This is a genomic window from Janthinobacterium sp. 35 (assembly GCF_002754575.1).
GTDB lineage: Bacteria > Pseudomonadota > Gammaproteobacteria > Burkholderiales > Burkholderiaceae_D > Janthinobacterium > Janthinobacterium tructae.
In genome coordinates this window covers 2,071,446-2,093,209 of sequence record NZ_PEFN01000001.1, presented here as the reverse complement: position 1 = coordinate 2,093,209, position 21,764 = coordinate 2,071,446, and the positions used below count along the sequence as shown (strand labels likewise).

Annotated in this window: 24 protein-coding genes; 20 read left to right on the top strand and 4 right to left on the bottom strand. The window is 61.9% G+C overall.

Going from position 1 to position 21,764, the window contains the following annotated elements; all coding sequences use genetic code 11:
• The first annotated feature begins 13 nt into the window (after window positions 1–13).
• From CLU93_RS09395 to CLU93_RS09325, 15 genes are all read left to right on the top strand, one after another.
• A complete protein-coding gene (locus tag CLU93_RS09395) occupies window positions 14–616 on the top strand; it encodes a methyltransferase (protein WP_099760876.1) in 603 nt (200 codons plus the stop codon).
• Window positions 617–706: 90 nt separating this feature from the next.
• Window positions 707–1,015 (top strand): FmdB family zinc ribbon protein, encoded by a 309-nt coding sequence (locus CLU93_RS09390; RefSeq protein ID WP_099760875.1) that lies wholly within the window; start codon window positions 707–709, stop codon window positions 1,013–1,015.
• A gap of 40 nt (window positions 1,016–1,055) precedes the next feature.
• Window positions 1,056–1,697: a DUF502 domain-containing protein gene (locus CLU93_RS09385; protein ID WP_099760874.1), complete on the top strand. Its 642-nt coding sequence runs from the start codon at window positions 1,056–1,058 to the stop codon at window positions 1,695–1,697.
• Between the two features lie 63 nt (window positions 1,698–1,760).
• On the top strand, window positions 1,761–3,563 hold the full coding sequence (gene aspS, locus CLU93_RS09380; RefSeq protein WP_170840575.1) for an aspartate--tRNA ligase: 1,803 nt from the start codon (window positions 1,761–1,763) through the stop codon (window positions 3,561–3,563).
• A gap of 85 nt (window positions 3,564–3,648) precedes the next feature.
• Window positions 3,649–4,113: a dihydroneopterin triphosphate diphosphatase gene (gene nudB, locus CLU93_RS09375; protein WP_099760873.1), complete on the top strand. Its 465-nt coding sequence runs from the start codon at window positions 3,649–3,651 to the stop codon at window positions 4,111–4,113.
• 19 nt (window positions 4,114–4,132) lie between these two features.
• The gene (locus CLU93_RS09370) at window positions 4,133–4,426 is read left to right on the top strand and encodes a hypothetical protein (RefSeq protein WP_072457749.1); all 294 of its coding nucleotides are present in this window, start codon (window positions 4,133–4,135) and stop codon (window positions 4,424–4,426) included.
• Window positions 4,427–4,499: 73 nt separating this feature from the next.
• Window positions 4,500–5,321 carry an endonuclease/exonuclease/phosphatase family protein gene (locus CLU93_RS09365; protein ID WP_099760872.1) on the top strand — a complete coding sequence of 274 codons (822 nt, stop codon included), beginning with the start codon at window positions 4,500–4,502 and terminating at the stop codon, window positions 5,319–5,321.
• A 9-nt stretch (window positions 5,322–5,330) separates the two neighbouring features.
• A complete protein-coding gene (gene clsB, locus CLU93_RS09360; protein ID WP_099760871.1) occupies window positions 5,331–6,494 on the top strand; it encodes a cardiolipin synthase ClsB in 1,164 nt (387 codons plus the stop codon).
• Window positions 6,491–6,880 carry an RNA-binding S4 domain-containing protein gene (locus CLU93_RS09355; protein WP_099760870.1) on the top strand — a complete coding sequence of 130 codons (390 nt, stop codon included), beginning with the start codon at window positions 6,491–6,493 and terminating at the stop codon, window positions 6,878–6,880. The genes clsB and CLU93_RS09355 overlap by 4 nt, the downstream gene beginning before the upstream one ends.
• Before the next feature lie 258 nt (window positions 6,881–7,138).
• On the top strand, window positions 7,139–7,741 hold the full coding sequence (locus CLU93_RS09350; RefSeq protein ID WP_096233568.1) for a TetR/AcrR family transcriptional regulator: 603 nt from the start codon (window positions 7,139–7,141) through the stop codon (window positions 7,739–7,741).
• 80 nt (window positions 7,742–7,821) lie between these two features.
• A complete protein-coding gene (locus CLU93_RS09345; protein ID WP_099760869.1) occupies window positions 7,822–9,612 on the top strand; it encodes an acyl-CoA dehydrogenase C-terminal domain-containing protein in 1,791 nt (596 codons plus the stop codon).
• Window positions 9,613–9,626: 14 nt separating this feature from the next.
• Window positions 9,627–12,026, top strand: coding sequence for a 3-hydroxyacyl-CoA dehydrogenase/enoyl-CoA hydratase family protein (locus CLU93_RS09340; RefSeq protein WP_099760868.1), 2,400 nt, complete (start codon window positions 9,627–9,629; stop codon window positions 12,024–12,026).
• A gap of 11 nt (window positions 12,027–12,037) precedes the next feature.
• Window positions 12,038–12,535: a PaaI family thioesterase gene (locus CLU93_RS09335; RefSeq protein ID WP_243420105.1), complete on the top strand. Its 498-nt coding sequence runs from the start codon at window positions 12,038–12,040 to the stop codon at window positions 12,533–12,535.
• Between the two features lie 60 nt (window positions 12,536–12,595).
• Entirely contained in the window at window positions 12,596–13,792 is a 1,197-nt protein-coding gene (locus tag CLU93_RS09330; protein ID WP_099760867.1) for an acetyl-CoA C-acyltransferase, read from the top strand.
• 73 nt (window positions 13,793–13,865) lie between these two features.
• A complete protein-coding gene (locus CLU93_RS09325; protein WP_099760866.1) occupies window positions 13,866–14,645 on the top strand; it encodes an enoyl-CoA hydratase in 780 nt (259 codons plus the stop codon).
• Between the two features lie 67 nt (window positions 14,646–14,712).
• Here CLU93_RS09325 and CLU93_RS09320 read toward each other — a convergent pair whose 3' ends face one another.
• On the bottom strand, window positions 14,713–15,597 hold the full coding sequence (locus CLU93_RS09320; RefSeq protein WP_243420400.1) for an IS3 family transposase: 885 nt from the start codon (window positions 15,595–15,597) through the stop codon (window positions 14,713–14,715).
• Window positions 15,598–15,614: 17 nt separating this feature from the next.
• Window positions 15,615–15,965, bottom strand: a complete 351-nt coding sequence (locus CLU93_RS09315; RefSeq protein ID WP_099759988.1) for a transposase — start codon at window positions 15,963–15,965, stop codon at window positions 15,615–15,617.
• 139 nt (window positions 15,966–16,104) lie between these two features.
• Between CLU93_RS09315 and CLU93_RS09310 the strand changes: the two genes are divergently transcribed.
• The 3 genes from CLU93_RS09310 (at window position 16,105) to CLU93_RS09300 (ending at window position 18,652) form a co-directional block, all read left to right on the top strand.
• Window positions 16,105–16,713 (top strand): TetR/AcrR family transcriptional regulator, encoded by a 609-nt coding sequence (locus CLU93_RS09310; protein WP_099760865.1) that lies wholly within the window; start codon window positions 16,105–16,107, stop codon window positions 16,711–16,713.
• An 81-nt stretch (window positions 16,714–16,794) separates the two neighbouring features.
• Window positions 16,795–17,952 (top strand): iron-containing alcohol dehydrogenase, encoded by a 1,158-nt coding sequence (locus CLU93_RS09305; protein ID WP_099760864.1) that lies wholly within the window; start codon window positions 16,795–16,797, stop codon window positions 17,950–17,952.
• A 22-nt stretch (window positions 17,953–17,974) separates the two neighbouring features.
• Entirely contained in the window at window positions 17,975–18,652 is a 678-nt protein-coding gene (locus CLU93_RS09300; protein ID WP_099760863.1) for a type 1 glutamine amidotransferase domain-containing protein, read from the top strand.
• Between the two features lie 7 nt (window positions 18,653–18,659).
• Here the strand turns inward: CLU93_RS09300 and CLU93_RS09295 are convergent, their stop codons facing one another.
• The gene (locus CLU93_RS09295; protein ID WP_180287833.1) at window positions 18,660–19,247 is read right to left on the bottom strand and encodes a TetR/AcrR family transcriptional regulator; all 588 of its coding nucleotides are present in this window, start codon (window positions 19,245–19,247) and stop codon (window positions 18,660–18,662) included.
• Window positions 19,248–19,289: 42 nt separating this feature from the next.
• Here CLU93_RS09295 and CLU93_RS09290 point away from each other — a divergent pair, with 42 nt between their 5' ends.
• Window positions 19,290–19,817: a dihydrofolate reductase family protein gene (locus CLU93_RS09290; protein ID WP_099760861.1), complete on the top strand. Its 528-nt coding sequence runs from the start codon at window positions 19,290–19,292 to the stop codon at window positions 19,815–19,817.
• Here CLU93_RS09290 and CLU93_RS09285 read toward each other — a convergent pair.
• Window positions 19,814–20,617 carry a metallophosphoesterase family protein gene (locus tag CLU93_RS09285; protein WP_099760860.1) on the bottom strand — a complete coding sequence of 268 codons (804 nt, stop codon included), beginning with the start codon at window positions 20,615–20,617 and terminating at the stop codon, window positions 19,814–19,816. The two genes, CLU93_RS09290 and CLU93_RS09285, sit on opposite strands and share 4 nt — an antisense overlap.
• Window positions 20,618–20,771: 154 nt before the next feature.
• Between CLU93_RS09285 and bla the strand changes: the two genes are divergently transcribed.
• The gene (bla, locus tag CLU93_RS09280; RefSeq protein ID WP_099760859.1) at window positions 20,772–21,716 is read left to right on the top strand and encodes a subclass B3 metallo-beta-lactamase; all 945 of its coding nucleotides are present in this window, start codon (window positions 20,772–20,774) and stop codon (window positions 21,714–21,716) included.
• Window positions 21,717–21,764: the final 48 nt, after the last annotated feature.

The window sequence follows — 21,764 nt, the reverse complement described above, 5'->3', positions numbered from 1 at the left end:
CAGGACGTAAGTGATGGCTAACTTCCATAACCGCGATCCGCTCTCGCCGGCCTTCTGGGACGAGCGTTTCGAGAAGCAATTCACGCCCTGGGACCAGGGCGGCGTGCCTGCGCGTTTGCGCCGCTTCGTTGCCGACAGTCCGGCGCCGCTGCGCTGCCTGATTCCCGGCTGCGGCTCGGCGTATGAACTGGTCTTCATGCTCGATCACGGCTGGGATGCCACGGCCATCGACTTTTCGCCGGCTGCCGTGGCCGCCGCGCGCGCCGTCGTCGGCGCGCGGGCAGGGCAGGTGGTGCAAGCCGATTTCTTCGCCTGGCAGCCAGCAGCGCCGCTGGACCTGATCTATGAGCGAGCGTTCCTGTGCGCCATGCCACGCGCCATGTGGCCGCAAGTGGCGGCGCGCTGGGCGCAATTGCTGGCGCCGGGCGCCATGCTGGCCGGTTACTTTTTCTTTGACGACAATGCCAAGGGACCGCCGTTCGGCATGTCGCGTGAGCAATTGCAGGCCTTGCTGGCGCCGCATTTCGACTGCCTGGCCGATGAGGCCGTCGATGATTCCATCGCCGTCTTCGCGGGCAAGGAACGCTGGATGCGCTGGCGCCGCCGGGCGGACTGAGGCGGCAACGGTCGCGGCCGGGCATTTTCCGCTGGGAATGGCGGAAAAGCTTTATAATTCAGGGTTTTTGATGATTTTCTCGGAGTAGAGATGCCGATTTATGCTTACCGTTGTGACGAGTGTGGTTTTGCCAAGGACGTCTTGCAAAAGATCTCCGATCCAGTACTGACGGTGTGCCTGTCGTGCGGCAAGCCCAGTTTCAAGAAACAATTGACGGCCGCCGGTTTCCAATTGAAGGGCACTGGCTGGTACGCGACCGATTTCCGCGGCGGCACGGCGCCCACCACGGCCATTCCGACGGGCCCGGCCGATGGCGCCAAGCCCGCCCCAGCCGCCGAGAGCACGCCTGCGGCGGCACCTGCGTCCGCCCCGGCTGCCGCTGCGCCGAAAGCGGACTGAAAAGCGCGCCGCGCCGATACGTTCCATTACCGAGAAACCGATGCGTAAATACTTTATTACCGGATTACTGATTTTAGTGCCCCTGGCCATTACGGCCTGGGTCTTGAATCTGGTGATCAGCACGATGGACCAGTCGCTGTTGCTGGTGCCCGGCAGTACGCAGCCCAGCGTCTGGTTCGGCTACAAGCTTCCCGCGCTGAGCAGCATTCCCGGCCTGGGCACGGTATTGACGGTATTGATCGTGTTCTTCACGGGCTTGCTGACGAATAACCTGGTCGGCAATTACGTGGTGAAACTGTGGGAAAAATTGCTGCAACGCATACCCATCGTCAATTCCCTGTATTCCAGCGTCAAGCAAGTGTCCGATACCTTGTTTTCCCCGTCGGGCAATGCCTTCCGCAAGGCCGTGCTGGTGCCGTATCCGCACCAGAATTCCTGGACCATCGCTTTCCTGACCGGCGTGCCGGGCGGCGATGCGGCGAACCACCTGGTAGGCGACTATGTCAGCGTGTACGTGCCGACGACGCCGAATCCGACATCGGGCTTTTTCCTGATGATGAAACGCAGCGACGTCGTCGAACTCGACATGAGCGTCGATGCGGCGCTCAAATATATCGTCTCGATGGGCGTGGTAGCGCCTGCGGAAGTTGTTGCTGTACCGGCCCCGGCAGCCAAAGAATAAAGGCAGGCGTCCCACGCGGGACGTGGCCGGATTGAACACTCACTAACCTGAACTGAGAATTTTATGTCTATGCGTACTGAATACTGCGGCCTCGTCACCGAAGCCATGCTGGGACAAACCGTCAGCCTGTGCGGCTGGGTACATCGCCGCCGCGACCACGGCAGCCTGATTTTCATCGACTTGCGCGACCGTGAAGGCCTGGTGCAAATCGTCTGCAACCCGGAACAAGCGGAGATGTTCAAGGTCGCCGAAGCCGTGCGCAACGAGTTCTGCCTGCGCGTGACGGGCGTCGTGACCAACCGTATCGACGGCACCATCAACAACAACCTGAAATCGGGCAAGATCGAAGTGGTCTGCTCGGAACTGGAAGTGCTGAACCCGTCCGTGCCCGTGCCGTTCCAGCTCGATGACGACAACCTGTCGGAAACGACGCGTCTGACGCACCGCGTGCTGGACCTGCGCCGCCCGCAAATGCAGAACAACCTGCGTCTGCGCTACAAGGTGACGATGGAAGTGCGCAAGTACCTCGACGCGCTGGGCTTCATCGACATCGAAACGCCGATGCTGACCAAGTCCACGCCAGAAGGCGCGCGCGATTACCTGGTGCCGTCGCGCGTGAACGCGGGCAGCTTCTTCGCCTTGCCGCAATCGCCACAGTTGTTCAAGCAACTGTTGATGGTCGCTAACTTCGACCGTTACTACCAGATCACCAAGTGCTTCCGCGACGAAGACTTGCGCGCTGACCGCCAGCCTGAATTCACGCAGATCGATTGCGAAACCTCGTTCCTGACGGAACAGGAAATCCGCGACCTGTTCGAAGACATGATCCGCGTCGTCTTCAAGAACACCCTGAACATCGACTTGCCGAACCCGTTCCCGGTGATGGATTTCGCCGAAGCGATGGGCCTGTATGGTTCCGACAAGCCGGACATGCGCGTCAAGCTGGCCTTCACGGACTTGACCGAAATCATGAAAACGGTCGAGTTCAAGGTCTTCAACGGCGCCGCCAACATGAAGGGCGGCCGCGTGGTGGCCCTGCGCGTACCGCAAGGCGGCAGCATGCCGCGTTCGGAAATCGATGCTTACACGCAATTTGTCGCCATCTACGGCGCCAAGGGCCTCGCTTACATCAAGGTCAACGAGAAAGCCAAGGGCCCTGAGGGCTTGCAATCGCCGATCGTCAAGTTCCTGCCTGCCGACGTGCTGGCCACGATCCTCGAGCAGACGGGCGCGCAAGACGGCGACCTGATCTTCTTCGGCGCGGACAAGGCCAAGGTCGTCAACGACGCCATCGGCGCGCTGCGCGTGAAAATCGGTCACAGCGAGTTCGGCAAGAAAGCCGGCCTGTTCGAAGACGTGTGGAAGCCATTGTGGGTGGTCGACTTCCCGATGTTCGAGCACGACGAAGAAGCGGACCGCTGGACGGCGACCCACCATCCATTCACGGCGCCGAAAGACGGCCATGAAGACATGCTGGAAACGAATCCGGGTGCCTGCATCGCCAAGGCCTACGACATGGTCTTGAACGGCTGGGAACTGGGTGGCGGTTCGATCCGTATCCACCGCGAAGAAGTGCAAAGCAAGGTCTTCCGCGCATTGAAAATCGATGCCGAAGAAGCGCAGCTGAAGTTCGGCTTCCTGCTTGACGCCCTGCAATACGGCGCGCCACCGCATGGCGGCCTGGCATTTGGCCTGGACCGTATCGTGACCATGATGACGGGTTCCGATTCGATCCGCGACGTGATCGCCTTCCCGAAAACCCAGCGCGCCCAGTGTCTGCTGACACAAGCGCCGTCGGAAGTGGACGAGAAGCAATTGCGCGAGCTGCACATCCGTTTGCGCGGCGCCGAGCCAAAAGTAGCGTAATGCAGCATGCGGCCGCTGCGGCGGCCGCTGTTTGATAATGCTATGCAAAAAGAGGCGCTGACGAGGCGCCTTTTTCATTGTTGATATGAACCATAAAATTCCCGTTTCCGTGCTGGTCGTCATTCATACGGCTGACCTTGACGTCTTGCTCATCGAGCGCGCGGGCCAGCCTGGTTTCTGGCAATCGGTGACCGGTTCCGTCGACGCCGTCGACGAGCCGCTGCTGCAGACGGCCGCGCGCGAATTGTGCGAGGAGACCGGCATCGTCGTCGATGGACAGCACATCGTGCTGCGCGACTGGAACTTGTCGAATGTGTACGAGATCTATCCGATCTGGCGCCACCGCTATGCGCCCGGCGTGACGCGCAACACGGAACACGTGTTCAGCGTGCAAGTGCCGCGCGATACGCTGATTACACTGAGTCCCCGCGAACACTTGCAATACGCGTGGCTGCCGTATCTGGCGGCGGCCGACCGCTGTTTCTCGTCGTCCAACGCGGAAGCGATTTTGCAATTGCCGGCCATGACGGGCCTGGCGCGTCCCACCTGATTTCCCTAGAAAGCATTCCATGTTGAACTGGTTACATTTGACTGCGCAGCAAAAACTGCTGGGCACCCTGGGCATTGTTTTCTGCCTGTGCTTTATCTTCCTGCTGTTCAGCTCCACCGTGCCCGGCCGCACGCCGCCGATCGGCATGCCGCTGATGGCGATCGGCTGGCTGCTGCATCCGGGCGCCTTTGCCAAGGGCAAGCGCACCGTGGCCTGGCGCGGCGCACCGCTGCTGGTGAAGATCGTCTGGGCGGCCGGCATTACTGCGCTGCTCGTCAGCGTGACGGCAGGCGTGGGACGCATGCTGGCGTGATTGTGTGCGTTTAGGTGCGCACGCGCACCTACGTTGGCGCCGCGCGGGGCCCGTCTGGGAGTAGAATCAAGGCATGAAAATCCGCGTAGCAACTTATAATATACACAAGGGTGTCTCCTCCGTGCGGGGTTTGCCCAGGGTGCACGCCTTGAAGCAGGCGATCGCTCTCTTCAATGCCGATGTCGTCTTTTTGCAGGAAGTGCAAGGCAAGCATGACCGCAATGCGGCCCGCTATGGCGCCGAGAACAACGGCCACAAGCATTGGCCGGAAGCGTCGCAGCATGAATTCTTTGCCGGCGCCGAGCACCATTCCGCGTATGGCATGAATGCCGTGTACGACCATGGCCATCATGGCAACGCCTTGCTGAGCAAGTTTCCCATCGCCTCGCAAACCAACCACGACGTGTCCGACCATGCCTACGAGCAGCGCGGCATCCTGCATTGCGTGCTCAAGACGCCGCAGGCCGACGTGCACTGTTATGTCGTGCACCTGGGCCTGTTCGAATCGGGACGGGGCCGCCAGACGCAGGCGCTGATCGACGCCGTCATGGAATCGGCGCCGAACGGCGAGCCCGTCATCATCGCGGGCGACTTCAACGACTGGCGCAACACGCTCAGCGACAAGCTGCGCAATGCGCTCGGTGTGGTCGAGGTATTCGACCAGCGCGCGTCGAACTCGGCCCTGGGCGACCTGGTACGCACCCTGGCGCGGCGCCAGACGAAAATACCCGTGCCCGTACCGGCGCGCACCTTTCCCGCCGCCTTGCCGTGGTTCCGCCTGGACCGCATCTATGTGCGCGGTTTCCACGTGGAAGGCGCGCAAGTGATGCATGGCACGCTGTGGGCAAAATTGTCGGACCACGCGCCGATCGTTGCTGCCTTGAAACTCGCGTAGACTGCCGGCATGCGCACAGTCAACTTCATCGCCCACAACGACATCGAGCTGCTGTGTTGCGGCACCGATTATTTTCCCGCATTGATAGCCGCCATCGACGGCGCGCGTTCGGAAGTGTATTTCGAAACATATATCTTTGCCGATGACGCCACGGGTACCCTGGTGCTCGATGCGCTCAAGCGTGCCGCCGCGCGCGGCGTGCTGGTGTGCATGATCACGGACTGGTTCGGCACGGGCAATCGCCGCGTGAATGCCATGCATGCGCAGCTGGAAGCGGCCGGCGTGCACCACCGCATCTTCAACCCGTGGTTCCGGCGCGGCATCACGCGCACGCACCGCAAGATCTGCGTCGCCGATGGAGAAATTGCCCTGGTGGGCGGCATCAATATCAACGACGACATGTTTTGCGACTACGACCACAGCATCAGCCTGGAAGCGCCGCGCTGGGATTTCGCCGTGCAGGTGAAGGGCCCGCTGGTCGACGCCATCCATGAAGAAGTGCAGGCACAGTGGGCGCGGCTGGGCAAGATGAACCTGGTACGGCGTATCAAGCTGTACCGCAAGATGCGCGTGGTCAGCAAGGAGCTGGCGAAGAACCCCGTCGTGGCCGGTTTTGTCGTGCGCGACAACCTGCGCAACCGCCGCACCATCCAGCGCGCCTACCTGCAGGCGCTGGGCCAGGCACGCAAGAGCGTGATGCTGGCCAACCCGTATTTCGCGCCCGGGCACAAGCTGCGCCACGCCCTGGCCCAGGCGGCCCAGCGGGGCGTCGACGTGGTGCTGTTGATCGGCGTGGGCGAATTTCGCATGCAAGATGCCGTGGCGCACTCGTTTTATCCGAAACTGCTGGCTGCCGGCGTGAAAATCGTCGAATACCGCAAGACCCAGCTGCACGCCAAGGTGGCCGTGGTCGACGATGACTGGGCGACAGTGGGTTCGAGCAATATTGACGCGCTGAGCCTGTTCCTCAACCAGGAAGCGAACATCGTCATCAAGGATGTGGCGTTCGCGCAAAGCCTGCGCCAGCACATCGAGCAGGGCGTGGCCGACGGCATCGTGATTCACCAGGATGATTTCAAGCACATCGGCCGTGTCCGGCGCATCGGCTACGAAGCCGCCTTCCTCGTGTACCGGCTGGTGATGCGCATTTTTTCAGTAGGCAAGTACGCATGAACGAGATGACAACGGTAAGGCTGGATAAATGGCTGTGGGCGGCGCGCTTCTTCAAGACGCGCTCCTTGGCCAGCGAAGCCGTCGATACGGGTAAAGTCAAAGTGGGCGGCGAGCGCGTGAAGCCGGCGCGCAGCCTGCGCGTGGGCGACGAGCTGGCCATCGACAATGGCGCGGAAACGTGGGAAGTGGCCGTGCTGGGCCTGTCCGACAAGCGCGGCGCGGCAAGCGTGGCGCGTCTGCTGTACGGAGAAACACCGGCCAGCATCGCCCGCCGCGAGCAGTTGGCCGAGGAGCGCAAGCTGTTCCGCGAGCCGGGCACCACCATCAAGGGGCGGCCGACCAAGCGCGACCGCCGTCAATTGAGCAAGGCAGGCGGCCTCGACTGAGGCGCGCTTGTTGCTGTCAGGCAAGGGCGCTCACCGCTTTTGCCTGCCTGAAATCGCAACAAACACGCAGTCAAAAAATGCTGCGCTGCACCAATAGAACACCGGCTCTAAAGTTCCCGTTTGACTTTTACGTGGTAGTGGATAATAGTACGAGCGTTCGGATTTTTTCGAAGCGTGCTTTTTTTTACCCTCGCTTCAGTCCGCCAAATCGGCAACATCACTTTTAGAACGGACCTCTTGAATACTTCAGTCAAATTCATGCGCAAGGGCGAACTGACCCGTGCAGCCATCCTCGACGTGGCGCTGGACTTGTCCAGCCGCGACGGCCTGGAAGGCCTGACCATTGGGCTGCTTGCGGACAAAATGAACATGAGCAAGTCGGGCGTGTTTGCCCACTTTGGCTCGCGCGAAGACTTGCAGATGGAAGTGCTGAAGCTCTACCACTATCGTTTCGAGCAAGAAGTCTTTTTCCCCAGCATGAAAGAGCCACGCGGTATCCAGCGATTGCAATCGATGTTTGCGCGCTGGGTCAAGCGGGTCAGCGTGGAAATCGCTTCCGGCTGCATCTATATCAGCGGCGCCGTCGAGTATGACGACCGTCCCGGCCCCATCCGCGACTCCCTGGTGGCCATGGTACGGGCCTGGCAAGGTGCGCTGCTGCGCTGTGTCGAGCAATCGATCGCCACGGGCGACCTGAAAGCGGACACGGACGCCCAGCAGCTGGTGTACGAGATGTATGGCCTGATCCTGGCCCTGCATCACGATGCGCGCTTCCTGCGCGTGCCGGGCAGCATCGAACGGGCGCAAGCGGGCTTTATCCGCCTGCTGGCGTCGTACCAGAATTCCGTCACAAGCAAATAAGCCGTCAGGCAGTATCCGCAGCAACGCACACGCAGTTCACAAGTACAACACTTTAGCTAAACGCCTTCAGGAGAAAAATTATGGGTCAATACGTCGCGCCAATCCGGGATATGCAATTCGTTCTGCATGAGTTCCTGCAAGTGGAAGAAGAACTGAAGCAAATGCCGTCGTACGCCGACGTCGACGCCGATATCATCAACCAGGTACTGGAAGAGGGCGGCAAGTTCACTTCCGAAGTGTTGTTCCCCCTGAATCACTCCGGCGACCGCGAAGGCTGCCACCACGATCCCGTCACGAAAAGCGTGACCACGCCGAAAGGCTTTAAAGAAGCGTACAAGCAGTACGTCGAAGGCGGCTGGGCGGCCTTGGCTTGCGATCCGCAATACGGCGGCCAGGGCTTGCCGGTCGTGCTGAACAATTCCTTCTATGAAATGCTGAACTCGTCGAACCAGGCCTGGTCCATGTACCCTGGCTTGTCGCACGGCGCCTACGAGTGCCTGAAGGAACACGGCACCGACCACCAGAAGGAAGTGTATCTGCCGAAACTGGTCTCGGGCGAATGGACGGGCACCATGTGCCTGACCGAACCGCACTGCGGCACCGACCTGGGCCTGCTGCGCTCGAAGGCGCTGCCTGAGGCGGACGGTTCCTGGACCATCACCGGCAACAAGATTTTCATCTCGGCCGGCGAGCACGACATGGCGGAAAACATCCTGCACCTGGTGCTGGCCCGCGTGCCGGATGCACCGGAAGGCTCGAAAGGCATTTCGCTGTTCCTGGTACCGAAATTCCTGCCGAACGCGGACGGTACGGTCGGTGAGCGCAACCCGATCACCTGCGGTGCCATCGAAGAAAAAATGGGCATTCACGGCAACTCGACCTGCCAGATGAACCTGGACGGCGCGAAAGGCTGGATCATCGGCCAGCCGAACAAGGGCCTCAACGCCATGTTCGTCTTCATGAACGCGGCCCGCCTGGGCGTGGGCATGCAGTCGCTGGGCCTGACGGAAATCGCTTACCAGAATGCGCTGATCTATGCCAAGGACCGCACGCAAATGCGTTCGCTGTCCGGCATCAAGAACCCGGAACTGCCGGCCGACCGCATCATCGTGCACCCTGACGTGCGCCGCATGCTGTTGACGGGCAAAGCCTACGCCGAAGGCGCGCGCGCTTTCACTTCCTACGTGGCGCTGCAGATCGACCGCGAACTGCACCACCCGGACGCCGACGTGCGCAAGGAAGCCGCCGATGAAGTGGCGCTGCTGACCCCTGTCATCAAGGCCTTCATTACCGACAACGCCTGGATCGCCACCTCGGAAGCGATGCAAGTGTTCGGCGGCCACGGTTACATCTCGGAGTGGGGCATGGAGCAGTATGTGCGTGACGCGCGCATCAACATGATCTACGAAGGCACGAACACGATCCAGTCGCTGGACCTGCTGGGCCGCAAGATCCTCGGCGACAACGGCGCCAAGCTGCGCAAGTTCGGCGAAAAGATCAAGGCGTTTGTCGAAGACAACGGTACCGATGAAGCGATGAGCGAATTCGTCACCCCACTGGGCGACCTGGGCGACAAAGTCACCAAGCTGACCATGGAAATCGGCATGAAAGCCTTCCAGAATCCTGACGAAGTGGGCGCGGCATGCGTGCCATACCTGCGTGTCGTCGGCCACATGATCTACAGCTACCTGTTCGCGCAGATGGCCAAGATCGCCCTCGAAAAAGAATCCAGCGGCGACAAGTTCTATACCGCCAAACTGGCTACCGCACGTTTCTACTTCGCCCGCTTGCAGCCTGAAACGGCAACCCTGATCCGTCAGGCGCGTTCCGGTTCGGCCAACCTGATGGCACTCGACGCAGACCTGTTCTAAGACTTGAGGAAAATATGACCAATTTCATCGTTAAAAAAGTAGCCGTCCTCGGCGCCGGCGTGATGGGTGCGCAGATCGCCGCCCATTGCATCAACGCGAAAGTGCCGGTCGTGCTGTTCGACCTGCCGGCAAAAGAAGGTCCAAAGAATGGCATCGTGCTGCGCGCCATCGAGAACCTGAAAAAACTGTCGCCTGCGCCGCTGGGCAACAAGGATGATGCATCGCTGATCCAGGTCGCCAACTACGAAGACAACCTGGACCTGCTGGCCGGTTGCGACCTGATCATCGAAGCCATCGCCGAGCGCATGGACTGGAAACACGACCTGTATCAAAAGGTCGCGCCGCACATCGGCCCGAACGCGATCTTCGCCTCGAACACTTCCGGCCTGTCGATCACCAAGCTGGCCGAAGGCTTCGACGCCGACCTGAAATCGCGCTACTGCGGCGTGCACTTCTTCAACCCGCCGCGCTATATGCACCTGGTCGAGATCATCCCGACCGAGTCTACCCGCCCTGAAATCGCTGACCAGCTGGAAGGCTTTTTGACCACCACCCTGGGCAAGGGCGTCGTGCGCGCCAAGGATACGCCGAACTTCATCGCCAACCGCGTTGGCGTGTTCGGTATCCTGGCCATCGTGCACGAAGCCGAGAAATTCGGTCTGTCCGTGGACGTCGTCGATGACTTGACGGGCTCCAAGCTGGGCCGCGCCAAGTCGGGCACCTTCCGCACGGCGGACGTGGTCGGCCTGGACACCATGGGCCATGTGATCAAGACCATGCAGGACTACCTGCCGAACGACCCGTTCGCTGCCGTCTACAAGACGCCGGCCGTGCTGGCGCAGCTGGTGGAAAAAGGCGCGCTGGGCCAGAAGAGCGGCGCGGGCTTCTACAAGAAAGTCGGCAAGGAGATTCAACGCCTCGATTTCGCCACCGGTGAATACGTCGCTGGCGGCGCCAAGGCTGCCGACATCATCGCCCGCATCCTGAAAGAAAAGGATCCGGTCAAGAAGATGAAGGCGCTGCGCGAATCGACGAATCCACAAGGCCAGTTCCTGTGGGCGATCTTCCGCGACGCTTTCCACTACATCGCCATCCACCTCGATACCGTGGCCGACAATGCGCGCGACATCGACTTCGCCATGCGCTGGGGCTTCGGCTGGAACGTCGGTCCGTTTGAAACGTGGCAGGCATCGAACTGGCTGCAAGTGGCCAACTGGGTCAAGGAAGACATCGACGCCGGCCACGCGCTGTGCAATGCACCGTTGCCGGCATGGGTGTTCGAAGGTCCTGTCGCTGAAAAAGGCGGCGTGCATACGCCGGAAGGTTCCTACTCGGCCGTGTCGAACAGCTTCGTGCCCCGTTCTAGCCTGGCCGTGTATGACCGCCAGCCATTCCGCGCGCCCGTCCTGGGCAGCGGCGCCATCGACGGCAAGACCGCCGGCACCACCGTCTTCGAAGACGAATCCGTGCGCGTCTGGCATACGGGCGACGATGTATTGATCATCTCGTTCAAGACCAAGATGCACGTGATCGGCGAAGGCGTCATCAATGGCCTGAAACTGGCGCTGGCCGAAGCGGAGAAGAACTTCAAGGGCCTGGTGATCTGGCACGCCGACGCAGCCGAAGGCGGCGCCTTCTCGGCCGGCGCCGACCTGCAATCGGCCCTGCCAGCGTTCATGCAAGGCGGCGTGAAAGCGGTCGACCCGATCATCGCCGAACTGCAGAACACCTTCATGTCGCTGAAATACGCGAACGTGCCGGTGATCGCCGCAGTCGCTGGCCTGGCCCTGGGCGGCGGTTGCGAGCTGGCGCTGCACTCCTCGAAGCGCGTGGCCTCGATCGAGTCCTACATCGGCCTGGTGGAAGTGGGCGTGGGCCTGATTCCAGCCGGCGGCGGCTTGAAAGAAGCGGCGCAGCGCGCCTACAAGGAAGCCAAGGGCAACGACATCCTGCAATTCCTGAAAACGGGCTTCACCAATGCAGCCACCGCCAATGTGTCGAAATCGGCGCTGGAAGCGAAAAAAATGGGCTACCTGAAAGAAGACGATGTCATCGTGTTCAACGCCTACGAGCTGCTGCACGTGGCCAAGGTCGAAGCGCGCGCCATGTTCGACGCGGGCTTCCGTCCGCAACTGCCGTCGCTGATCCAGGTCACGGGCCGTTACGGCTGGGGCACCATCAAGGCGCAGCTGGTCAACATGCGCGACGGCGGCTTCATTTCGGCGCACGATTTCAAGCTGGGCGAGATGATCGCCGAGATCGTATCGGGCGGCGACGTGGACCAAGGCAGTTTCGTCAGCGAACAGTGGCTGCTGGATATGGAACGCAAGGCATTCCTGGAGCTGTTGAACCATCCGAAAACCCAGGAACGGATCATGGGCATGATGCAGACCGGTAAGCCGGTACGCAACTAAGCACAACGTCGATGACGATCCTGTCCCTTGTTTTTAAAGTACTGCTGCGCGTGAGGCCAAGCATGGTGTATGACCGTATCAAACAACAGATGATGGACACCTTGCCCTTCGTGCGGCTGCTGGGGATCAGCATCGACGACATCGGCGCCGGCACCTCGAAGGTGTCGATGCCGGACGATCCCAAACTGCATAATCACCTGGGCACGCAGCATGCGGGCGCCTTGTTTACCCTGGCCGAAACGGCTTCCGGCGCGGCCATGGCTGGCGGCTTCGCCGAGCTGATACTGGGCTTGCGCCCGGTGGCCAAGGAGTCGCGCATTCAGTACCAGAAGCTGGCCCGGGGCGCGACGCGCGCCGAAGGCCGGGTACCGGGCGACCTGGCTGCATTGAAGGCGCAGCTGGCGCAGGACGGCAAGGTGGCGTTTCCCGTGGCAGTCGATATCTTCGACTCCGAAGGCACGCTGGCGGCACAGGTGACGGTGGACTGGTATTTGTCGCAGAAGCGATAGGCCAGCATCCCGGACATTCGACAGAACACGAACCTCGTTCAACATCTTTGAAAGTATAAAATGAGCAAACAACTTCAAGACGCCTACATCGTCTCTGCAACCCGCACCCCGATCGGCAAGGCGCCGCGCGGCATGTTCAGAAACACCCGCCCGGACGACCTGCTGGTGCGCGTGCTGCAATCGGCCCTGGCGCAAGCGCCTGGCCTCGACCCGGCGCTGATCACCGATGCCATCATCGGCTGCTCGTTCCCGGAAGCGGAACAAGGTTTTAATATTGCGCGTAACTCGGTGCTGCTGGCCGGCTTGCCGAAAACCGTGGGCGGCGTCACCGTCAACCGTTACTGCGCTTCGGGCATCACGGCTATCGCCATGGCCGCCGACCGCATCCGCGTGGGCGAAGCCGACGTGATGATCGCCGGCGGTATCGAATCGATGTCGATGGTGCCGATGATGGGCCATCACCCATCGATGAACCTGGACATGTTCAGCGACGAAAACATCGGTATGGCCTACGGCATGGGCCTGACGGCCGAAAAAGTGGCGCAGCAATGGAAAGTGTCGCGCGAACAGCAGGACGCGTTCTCCGTTGAATCGCACCGCCGCGCCATCGCCGCGCAGCAAGCCGGTTTCTTCAAGGCCGAAACGACGCCCGTGGAAATCATCACGCGCACGCCGAACCTGGCCACCGGCCAAGTTGATGTGACGCGCCGCACCGTCGACACCGACGAAGGCGCGCGTGCCGATTCGACGCTGGAGTCGCTGGGCAAGCTCAAACCCGTGTTTGCCGCCAAGGGCACCGTCACGGCCGCCAACAGCTCGCAGATGTCCGACGGCGCCGGCGCGCTGCTGATCGTCAGCGAGAAGATTTTACGCGAGCATAACCTGACCCCGCTGGCGAAATTCTCCTCGTTCGCCGTGCGCGGCGTGCCGCCGGAAATCATGGGCATCGGTCCTAAATTCGCCATTCCCGCAGCGTGCGCCGCCGCCGGCATCACGCAAGACCAGCTGGACTGGATCGAGCTGAACGAAGCGTTTGCCGCGCAAGCCCTGGCCGTCATCGGCGACCTGGGCCTGGACCCATCGAAGGTCAACCCGATGGGCGGCGCGATCGCCCTGGGCCACCCGCTGGGCGCCACCGGCGCCATCCGCGCGGCCACCGTGATTCACGCACTGCAGCGCACCAAGCAGAAGTACGGCATGGTCACGATGTGCGTCGGTGCCGGCATGGGCGCGGCAGGCATCTTCGAGCGCGTATAAGCTTGACGGGCTAAAGCAATACAACAGGGCGCTGCGGGATTACCCCGGCGCCCTTTATCTTTTTGGAGACGACATGGATATTTTGTGCAGCAAGAGCGAGGGCATTCTGACCCTGGAATTCAACCGCCTGGAACGCAAGAATGCGATCACGGGCGCCATGTACCAGACCCTGGCCGATGCGCTGGTGGCGGCCGAGACGGATGATGAGGTACGCGCTATCCTGATCTGCGGCAAGCGCGAGATTTTCACGGCTGGCAACGACCTCGATGACTTCATGAAGACGGCGCGTCCGAAGGATGGCTCGCTCGACCATGACCGTCCCGTGTTCCAGTTCATGCGCGCCCTGTACGGCAGCAGCAAGCCCGTGGTGGCCGCCGTCTCCGGCCCGGCCATCGGCATCGGCACGACCTTGTTGATGCATTGCGACCTGGTGTATGCGGCCGACAACGCCAGCTTCTCGATGCCGTTTACGCAACTGGGCCTGTGCCCGGAATTCGGCTCCAGCCTGCTGCTCACGCAACTGGCCGGCTACCCGCGCGCGGCGGAAAAGCTGATGCTGGGCGAGTCCTTCCCGGCCAGCGAAGCGCTGGAAATGGGCCTGGTGTCGAAAGTCGTGCCCCTGTACGACTTGATGACGTACGCGCAAGGGCAGGCCGCCAAGCTGGTGGCCCTGCCAGCGGCCTCGATCCGCGCCACCAAGCGCCTGATGAAGCAAAGCCGCATGGAGCCGATGAAGGCCGCCATCGCCGACGAAAACAAACTGTTCAGCGCCATGCTGGGCGGCGCCGAAGCGAAGGAAGCGTTTACGGCCTTCTTTGAAAAGCGCAAGCCGGATTTCAAGAAGTTTGCATAAGTTCCAGGAAGCAAACCCAAATGCGCACTGCCGGGGTCGGACCCTCAGGGTCTGAGGTGTCCCGGTTTTAATGGAGAGTCACTCCCTCGCGGTGCGGGGGATTTTTAATCGATGCGTAATGCACCTCAACCTCGATTGGGGTGCGGTATTTCAAGCTTTGATGCAAGCGCATCCGATTGTAATACACCTCGATGTAATCGACGATAGCAGCCTTGGCCTCTTCGCGTGTGGCATACGTCGTATTGTGCGTGATTTCGTTTTTCAGCTGCGAGAAGAAGCTCTCGGCCACGGCGTTATCGTGGCAGTTACCACGCCGGCTCATGCTGGGCCGCAACTGATGTTCCTGCAGCACGCTGCGATAGGCCGCCGATCCGTACACACTGCCCTGATCGGTATGACAGATCAGATTGGCAGGCGGCTTGCGCTGCGCAATGGCCATCCTCAAGGCCGCGATGGGTAGCATGGCAGGCTGCGACGTATCCATCGACCATCCCACCACCCGGCGTGCAAACAGGTCGAGCACGATGGCCAGATGCAGCCATCCTTCACGCGTACGTATCGACGTGATATCGCCCACCCAGGCCGTATTGGGCGCGGCAACATTGAACTTCCGTTGCAACAAATCAGGCGCTGGAGGCTCGGTGTGTTGATGTGTCTGCATGACACGAAAGCGCTGCCGGCGCATCGACGTAATGCCATCGAGCTTGCGCAGGCGTGCCACGCGGTGCTTGCCGCAGATGATTCCCTGCGCATGCAACAGCCGCCAGGTCTTGACCGCGCCCGGCGCACAGCGATGTTCTGCATGGAGGCGCTTGATGTCCTCGCGCAGCGCCAGATCGACAGTGTCATGCAAGCTGGGCAACCGTTTCGCGGCCGCATAATAACTGCTGGGACTGACCTGCAGTACCCGGCACATCGCGGCGAGCCGAAACTCGGCTTGGTGCGCGGTAATGAAAGCGTACTTGTGCTTTAACGCCGCGTTAAGTACGCATCGAGCTTTTTTAAGATGGCGTTCTCCTCCAGCGAAGCCTGCAGTGCACGCTTTAAACGGACATTCTCTTTGGCCAGATCCGTGGTCGAGACAGGCGTTACCACTTTCGGCGCCGGCAGTTCGCCAGCTTGCTTGAGCGCGGCAGCCCACTTGTACAGCTGATTGCGGCGGATGCCCAGTTCCAGCGCCAAGGCGGCCGGGCTGCAGCCAGGTTCCTGCATGCGCTCTACAGCAGTGAGTTTGAACTGCCTGGAGAAAACGGTGCGTTCCCGCCGCACTTGCGTAGCGGGAACAGCGTCTGATACGGCAAGCGATGGCTTCTTGGTCATGATGGATTCCTTTGGATGTCACTATTTTCTCAAATTAGTGACCCTCCATCAAATCCGGGCTAGCTCAGTCCGACCCCAGAATTTTTCTCTGGGTTTCATTCAAACTAGACGACTGGTCTAATTGTGCTACAATCGTCGCATGAAAGCTGAATACACCGACGTGCGCCAGCACATTATCGACCAGGGCAAGGCCATCATCACGCGCAAGGGCTTTGCCGGCGTGGGGTTGAACGAGATCTTGTCGGCCGCCGACGTGCCCAAGGGCTCGTTCTACCATTACTTCAAGTCCAAGGAATTGTTTGGCGAGGCGATGCTGGAAGATTACCTTACCGGCTACCTGGCCGGGATGGAAGACGTGCTGGGCCAGCCGGGCCAGAGCGCGGCGCAGTCGCTGATGGCGTATTGGGCCAGCTGGACCAGCGAGAGTCTCGATGGCAGCGGTTGCGACTGCCGCTGCCTGGTGGTCAAGCTTAGCAGCGAAGTGGCGGACATGTCCGAACCGATGCGCGTGGCGCTGCTCGACGGCACCCACCGTATCATCGCCAGGCTGGCCCTGGCCATCGCGCAGGGCAGGGCGGACGCTTCGCTGCCATCGGTGGCCGATCCGGGGCAGATGGCCGCCACCTTGTACCAGCTGTGGCTGGGCGCGGCCATGCTGACCAAGCTGCGGCGCGACGCCAGCGCCTTGCAAACGGCCTGGCAGGCGACCCTGGACCTGCTGCAGCTGCCGCCGGACAGCTACCGATAGACAGCTAGCAAGCGGACGCAGCACGTCCGCGTTTTTTGAATTAAATCGTAGACGACCAGTCTAATAATAGGGAGCAACAGCATGAAAAATTTTGAATTCCATAACCCGACCCGTATCGTCTTCGGTCTTGATACCGTCGCCAAATTGTCCACCCTGGTGCCGCACGATGCGCGCGTGCTGATCTTGTACGGCGGCGCCAGCGCGGAAAAGACCGGCACCCTGGCCGAAGTGCGCGCTGCGCTGGGCCAGCGCAGCGTGCAGGAGTTTGGCGGCATCGAACCCAATCCCAGCTATGAAACCCTGATGCGCGCCGTGGCGCAGGTGCGCAGCGCCAAGCTGGACTTCCTGCTGGCCGTCGGTGGCGGCTCCGTCATCGACGGCACCAAGTTCGTCGCCGCCGCCGCCCTGTACGACGGCGAGCCGTGGGAAATCGCCGAACGCGGCGGCGCCAATGTGCGCCAAGCCCTGCCGTTCGGCACGGTGCTGACCTTGCCGGCCACCGGGTCGGAAATGAACAGCGGCGGCGTGGTGACGAAAAAAGCCACGCATGACAAGCTGAGTTTCCGCAGTCCGCTGCTGTATCCGCAATTTTCCGTACTTGACCCCAGCAAGACATTTACCTTGCCGGCCACGCAGGTGGCCAATGGCCTGGTCGACGCCTTTGTCCACACGACGGAACAGTATCTGACCTATCCGGCGCAGGCGATGGTGCAGGACCGCTTTGCCGAAGGCTTGCTGCAGACGCTGGTAGAGATCGCGCCGCAGGCGGTCGCCGCGCCCGACGATTACGCTACCCGCGCCAACCTGATGTGGACGGCCACCCTGGCCCTGAATGGCTTGATCGGCGCCGGCGTGCCGCAGGATTGGGCCACCCACATGATCGGCCACGAACTGACGGCCCTGTATGACATCGACCACGCGCGCACGCTGGCCCTGGTGCTGCCGGCACTGCTGGACGTACAGCGCGAGCAGAAACGCGGCAAGTTGCTGCAATTTGGCGAGCGTGTCTGGAACATCACGCAGGGCAGCGACGACGAGCGCATCGACATGGCCATCGCCAGCACCCGCGCCTTCTTTGAAGGCCTGGGCATCCCGACCCGTTTGTCCGCTTACCAGCTGGGCCAGGAAGCGGTGGAATCGGTACTGAAACAATTGGAAGCACACGGCATGACCTCCCTCGGCGAACACCGCGATATCGATCTCGCGCGCAGCCGCCGTATCCTCGAAGCAGCACTGTAATCCTGACATAAAAGGAAACAACATGAACATCCTGATGGTACTGACCTCGCACGATCAACTGGGCGACACGGGCAAGAAAACCGGCTTCTGGCTGGAAGAATTCGCCGCGCCCTACTATGCCCTGCAGGAAGCGGGCGCGAAGCTGACGGTGGTGTCGCCCAACGGTGGCCAGCCGCCGCTGGACCCGAAAAGCGATGAACCCGATTCGCAAACGGACGCCACGCGCCGCTTCAAGCAAGACGCCGATGCGCAAGCCGTGCTGGCCAACACGGGCAAGCTGGCCGAAGTGAAGGCGGCCGACTTTGACGCCGTGTTTTACCCGGGCGGCCATGGTCCGCTGTGGGACCTGGCCGAAGATCCGCACTCGATCGCGCTGATCGAGCAGATGATCGCCGCCGGCAAACCCGTCGCCGCCGTTTGCCACGCGCCGGGCGTGCTGCGCCACGTGAAGGCGGCTGACGGCACGCCGCTGGTGCGCGGCAAGCAGGTGACGGGCTTTACGAATACCGAGGAAGACGTCGTCGGCTTGACCGCCATCGTGCCTTTCCTGGTCGAGGACATGCTCAAGCAAAACGGCGGTATTTACTCGAAGCTGGGCGACTGGCAGCCGTATGCCGTCACCGATGGCTTGCTGGTCACGGGCCAGAATCCCGCATCGTCGGAAGCGGCCGCGCAGGCGCTGCTCAAGCTGCTGGCCTGATGCCAGGCTAGTTCCAGGCGGTCATGCCCGCCAGGAGCAGGCCGACCGAGGCGTGCCATTGCGTCTCGCTGGCGGGCCTGCCTGCCAGCGCATAGCCGTGTAAAAAATCGACGAGCGCATCGCGCCCGCGCAGCCGGGTTTTCTTGTCCAGCTCAAGGCCCTCCACGGCCAGCTCGAACAGCGCCGTGAAGCGCTCGGCGACATCGGCTTGTTCTACCAGCCCGCGCGCCATCAGGCGCACGAAATACGGCGTGGCGCTGACCAGTTCCAGGTACAGCGCGCACAGCGCGAGCAGGCGCCGCCGAGGTGCCTGGCGCCGCGTAAACGGCGGCTGGTGCGGATCGAGCGCGGCAAAACGCTGCGCCATCAAGGCCAGCAATAATTCCTCTTTTCCCGCGTAGTAGTGATACACCGCCATGGCGTCGACGCCCAAGCTGTGCGCCAGCGCGCGCATGGAAAACGCTTCGCCTTGTTCTTCCAGCAGGGCCAGGGCAGCGTGCAGGATGCTGGCGCTATCCAGTGCGGGCGCGGCGCGGCGCGGACGCCCTGCACGGCGCACGGGACTTTCAAGCGCTTGAAGTTTTGGTGGTTTCATGGGCATAATTCTACACTGTAGAATTAATTGTGGGAGTGCTTCATGCAAAAACCTTTCGTCAGCGTTTTTCTCGGCATCAGCATCGACGGCTGCATCGCGGGAGAGAACGGCGACCTGGCCTGGCTGGCCGAGCTGGCGCCCGACTCGCCCGACGCCACCGGCTACACGGCCTTGATGGGACAAGTCGATACCCTGCTGATCGGACGCACCACGTATGACGCCGTGCTGGATTTTTCGCCGTGGCCGTATGCGGGCAAGCGCGTGGTGGTACTCAGCCACCGCGCCTTCGCGCCACGGCATGGCGAGCAGCGCCGCGAAGGCGGCGTGCGGGAAGTACTGGCAGGTCTGGCAGAGGAGGGCTGCCACCATGTGTATCTCGATGGCGGCGCCGTCATCCGCGCTGGTTTACGCGAAGGTGTCATCGACAGCCTGACCTTGTCCGTGCTGCCCGTGGTGCTGGGCAAGGGCGTGCGCCTGTTCGAGGATGGCTTGCCGCGCAGCGACTGGCGCCTGGAAGACACGCGTCCACTACCCAGCGGCGTGGTGCAGCTGCGCTATCGGAAACCCTAAACCGCGTTATCGAGTTCGACGATAAAGCCTGTATCAAAACGTTCATTTTCCGGCGTGCCATCGGGGCGCTTGTAGCCGCAGGGGTTGCACACGACGCGGCACTCGCCTATCTGGTAGTCGAGCGAGGCGTGCATGTGGCCATGCACCCACAGGTCCGCCTGCGCCACCAGGTCGTCCAGCTGCGAGGCGAAGGCGGGCGAGCCCAGGTTGGCCGCGTATTGCTCGTCCACCGACAGCATCGAGGGCGCCATGTGCGTGATGACGACGGTCTCGCCGGCGAACGGTTGCGCCAGTTGCTCGGCCAGCCAGGCCTTGTGCTGCGCGTGCAGCAGCGCCGTGTCGCTGGCGCACAGCAGTCGCGGCGCGTCGCCACCCGTGCTGATGCGCTTGTAGTCGGGCATGTAGGCTTGCGCCGCGCTCAAGGCTTCCTCGTACCTGTCGGCGCCGAACAGCAGGAAATCCGTCCACAGGGTGATGCCGAGGAAGCGCACGCCGTTCAAGACCACGGCGTCGCCGTCGAGCAGGCCGATGTTGGCGCCCTGCGCATTCGCGCTGGCGCAGGCGTCGCGCACGGCGTCCTGCATGTGTTCGAGCTGGTGTCCATAGCCCTCGTGATTGCCGTGCACATACAGCACGGGCAGGGCGCCGAAGGTGCGCGCGGCCCAGGCGATGGCATGGTTACCCGTCGCGATGTCGCCGGCCAGGATCACCACGTCGGGGCGGCTGGTAGCCAGGTCGATGGCGGGTGTGTCTTCACCCCAGACTTCCAGGTGCAGGTCGGACAGGATCAGCAAACGCATGGCAGTGGGCGCGGCAAGGCGCGCGGCAGTGGATGGGCCTCTATCGTAGCGCAATTGGCGGGATGGACAGCAAGCGCGCCCCACTGCTTGACCGCGCCAGGGTGGCGACGTTACCCTATGGCATCGTTTACCACACACTCACTCCTGGAGCCGCATGCCGCCTTTCTACTTACCCAAGACTCTGCTCAGCATCGCGCTGGCCGCCATGGCGCTGCCATTTGCCGCGCATGGCGCCACGCCCGCCGTCGATCCCTTGACGCAGCCGATCGCCTCGCCGTATGCGGCGCAATGGAACCGCCCGCAGCAACCGGCGCGCATCCATGGCGATACGTATTACGTGGGCGTGGGCGGCTTGAGCGTGGTGCTGATCGACACGCGCGAAGGATTGATTCTGATCGACGGCGCGTTGCCGCAATCGGTGGCCGCCATCAAGGAACATATCCTCGAGCTGGGCTTTCGCCTGGAAGACATCAAATTCATCCTGAATACGGAAGCGCATTTCGACCATTCGGGCGGCATCGCCGCCTTGGCCCGCGACAGCGGCGCGCAAGTGGTCGCCAGTCCGCTGGGAGCGGAGGCGCTGCGCGCGGGAGCGGTGCTCGCTGCGGACCCGCAAGCGGGCGAAATTGACCCCATGCCGGCCGTGGAAAACGTGCGCGAGATCGCCGATGGCGAAACCCTGCAGCTGGGCGACGTGAGCGTGACGGCGCGCTACACGCCGGGCCATACGCCGGGCAGCACCAGCTGGACCTGGGTCTCGTGCGAGGATGCAGAGCGCGAAGACTGCCTGAACGTGGTGTTCGGCGCCAGCCTCACGCCGGTGGCGGCCGACGATTTTCACTACCTGGGCGATGAACGCCATGCGGACCTGACGCCGGCCTTCCGCCGCGTCATGCAGGACTTTGCCAAACTGCCGTGCGACATCCTGATCTCGGCCCACCCCGACCACTCCGGCGGCGACCGCAAGCTGACGCAATTGCTGGAAGGCGTCACGCCGAATCCCTTCATCGATGCGCAGGCGTGCAGCAATTACGCGGCCAAGAATGAAGCCAAGCTCGATGCCCGCATTGCGAAAGAAAAAACGGCTGCGACAAAATGACAGCGCTGGCGCACACCAGTCGGAAGCCTCGCCGGCAAGCACCGCTTG

Excerpts from the sequence above, each read along its gene's own strand:
- aspS (WP_170840575.1), top strand. The coding sequence starts at position 1,761 with ATGTCTATGCGTACTGAATACTGCGGCCTCGTCACCGAAGCCATGCTG.
- CLU93_RS09285 (WP_099760860.1), bottom strand. The coding sequence starts at position 20,617 with ATGCGTTTGCTGATCCTGTCCGACCTGCACCTGGAAGTCTGGGGTGAA.
- CLU93_RS09315 (WP_099759988.1), bottom strand. The coding sequence starts at position 15,965 with ATGACCAAGAAGCCATCGCTTGCCGTATCAGACGCTGTTCCCGCTACG.
- CLU93_RS09390 (WP_099760875.1), top strand. The coding sequence starts at position 707 with ATGCCGATTTATGCTTACCGTTGTGACGAGTGTGGTTTTGCCAAGGAC.
- CLU93_RS09325 (WP_099760866.1), top strand. The coding sequence starts at position 13,866 with ATGGATATTTTGTGCAGCAAGAGCGAGGGCATTCTGACCCTGGAATTC.
- bla (WP_099760859.1), top strand. The coding sequence starts at position 20,772 with ATGCCGCCTTTCTACTTACCCAAGACTCTGCTCAGCATCGCGCTGGCC.
- CLU93_RS09330 (WP_099760867.1), top strand. The coding sequence starts at position 12,596 with ATGAGCAAACAACTTCAAGACGCCTACATCGTCTCTGCAACCCGCACC.
- CLU93_RS09370 (WP_072457749.1), top strand. The coding sequence starts at position 4,133 with ATGTTGAACTGGTTACATTTGACTGCGCAGCAAAAACTGCTGGGCACC.
- CLU93_RS09355 (WP_099760870.1), top strand. The coding sequence starts at position 6,491 with ATGAACGAGATGACAACGGTAAGGCTGGATAAATGGCTGTGGGCGGCG.
- CLU93_RS09350 (WP_096233568.1), top strand. The coding sequence starts at position 7,139 with ATGCGCAAGGGCGAACTGACCCGTGCAGCCATCCTCGACGTGGCGCTG.
- clsB (WP_099760871.1), top strand. The coding sequence starts at position 5,331 with ATGCGCACAGTCAACTTCATCGCCCACAACGACATCGAGCTGCTGTGT.
- CLU93_RS09300 (WP_099760863.1), top strand. The coding sequence starts at position 17,975 with ATGAACATCCTGATGGTACTGACCTCGCACGATCAACTGGGCGACACG.
- CLU93_RS09385 (WP_099760874.1), top strand. The coding sequence starts at position 1,056 with ATGCGTAAATACTTTATTACCGGATTACTGATTTTAGTGCCCCTGGCC.
- CLU93_RS09345 (WP_099760869.1), top strand. The coding sequence starts at position 7,822 with ATGGGTCAATACGTCGCGCCAATCCGGGATATGCAATTCGTTCTGCAT.
- CLU93_RS09335 (WP_243420105.1), top strand. The coding sequence starts at position 12,038 with ATGACGATCCTGTCCCTTGTTTTTAAAGTACTGCTGCGCGTGAGGCCA.
- CLU93_RS09340 (WP_099760868.1), top strand. The coding sequence starts at position 9,627 with ATGACCAATTTCATCGTTAAAAAAGTAGCCGTCCTCGGCGCCGGCGTG.
- CLU93_RS09290 (WP_099760861.1), top strand. The coding sequence starts at position 19,290 with ATGCAAAAACCTTTCGTCAGCGTTTTTCTCGGCATCAGCATCGACGGC.
- CLU93_RS09295 (WP_180287833.1), bottom strand. The coding sequence starts at position 19,247 with ATGAAACCACCAAAACTTCAAGCGCTTGAAAGTCCCGTGCGCCGTGCA.
- CLU93_RS09305 (WP_099760864.1), top strand. The coding sequence starts at position 16,795 with ATGAAAAATTTTGAATTCCATAACCCGACCCGTATCGTCTTCGGTCTT.
- CLU93_RS09395 (WP_099760876.1), top strand. The coding sequence starts at position 14 with ATGGCTAACTTCCATAACCGCGATCCGCTCTCGCCGGCCTTCTGGGAC.
- CLU93_RS09310 (WP_099760865.1), top strand. The coding sequence starts at position 16,105 with ATGAAAGCTGAATACACCGACGTGCGCCAGCACATTATCGACCAGGGC.
- CLU93_RS09365 (WP_099760872.1), top strand. The coding sequence starts at position 4,500 with ATGAAAATCCGCGTAGCAACTTATAATATACACAAGGGTGTCTCCTCC.
- nudB (WP_099760873.1), top strand. The coding sequence starts at position 3,649 with ATGAACCATAAAATTCCCGTTTCCGTGCTGGTCGTCATTCATACGGCT.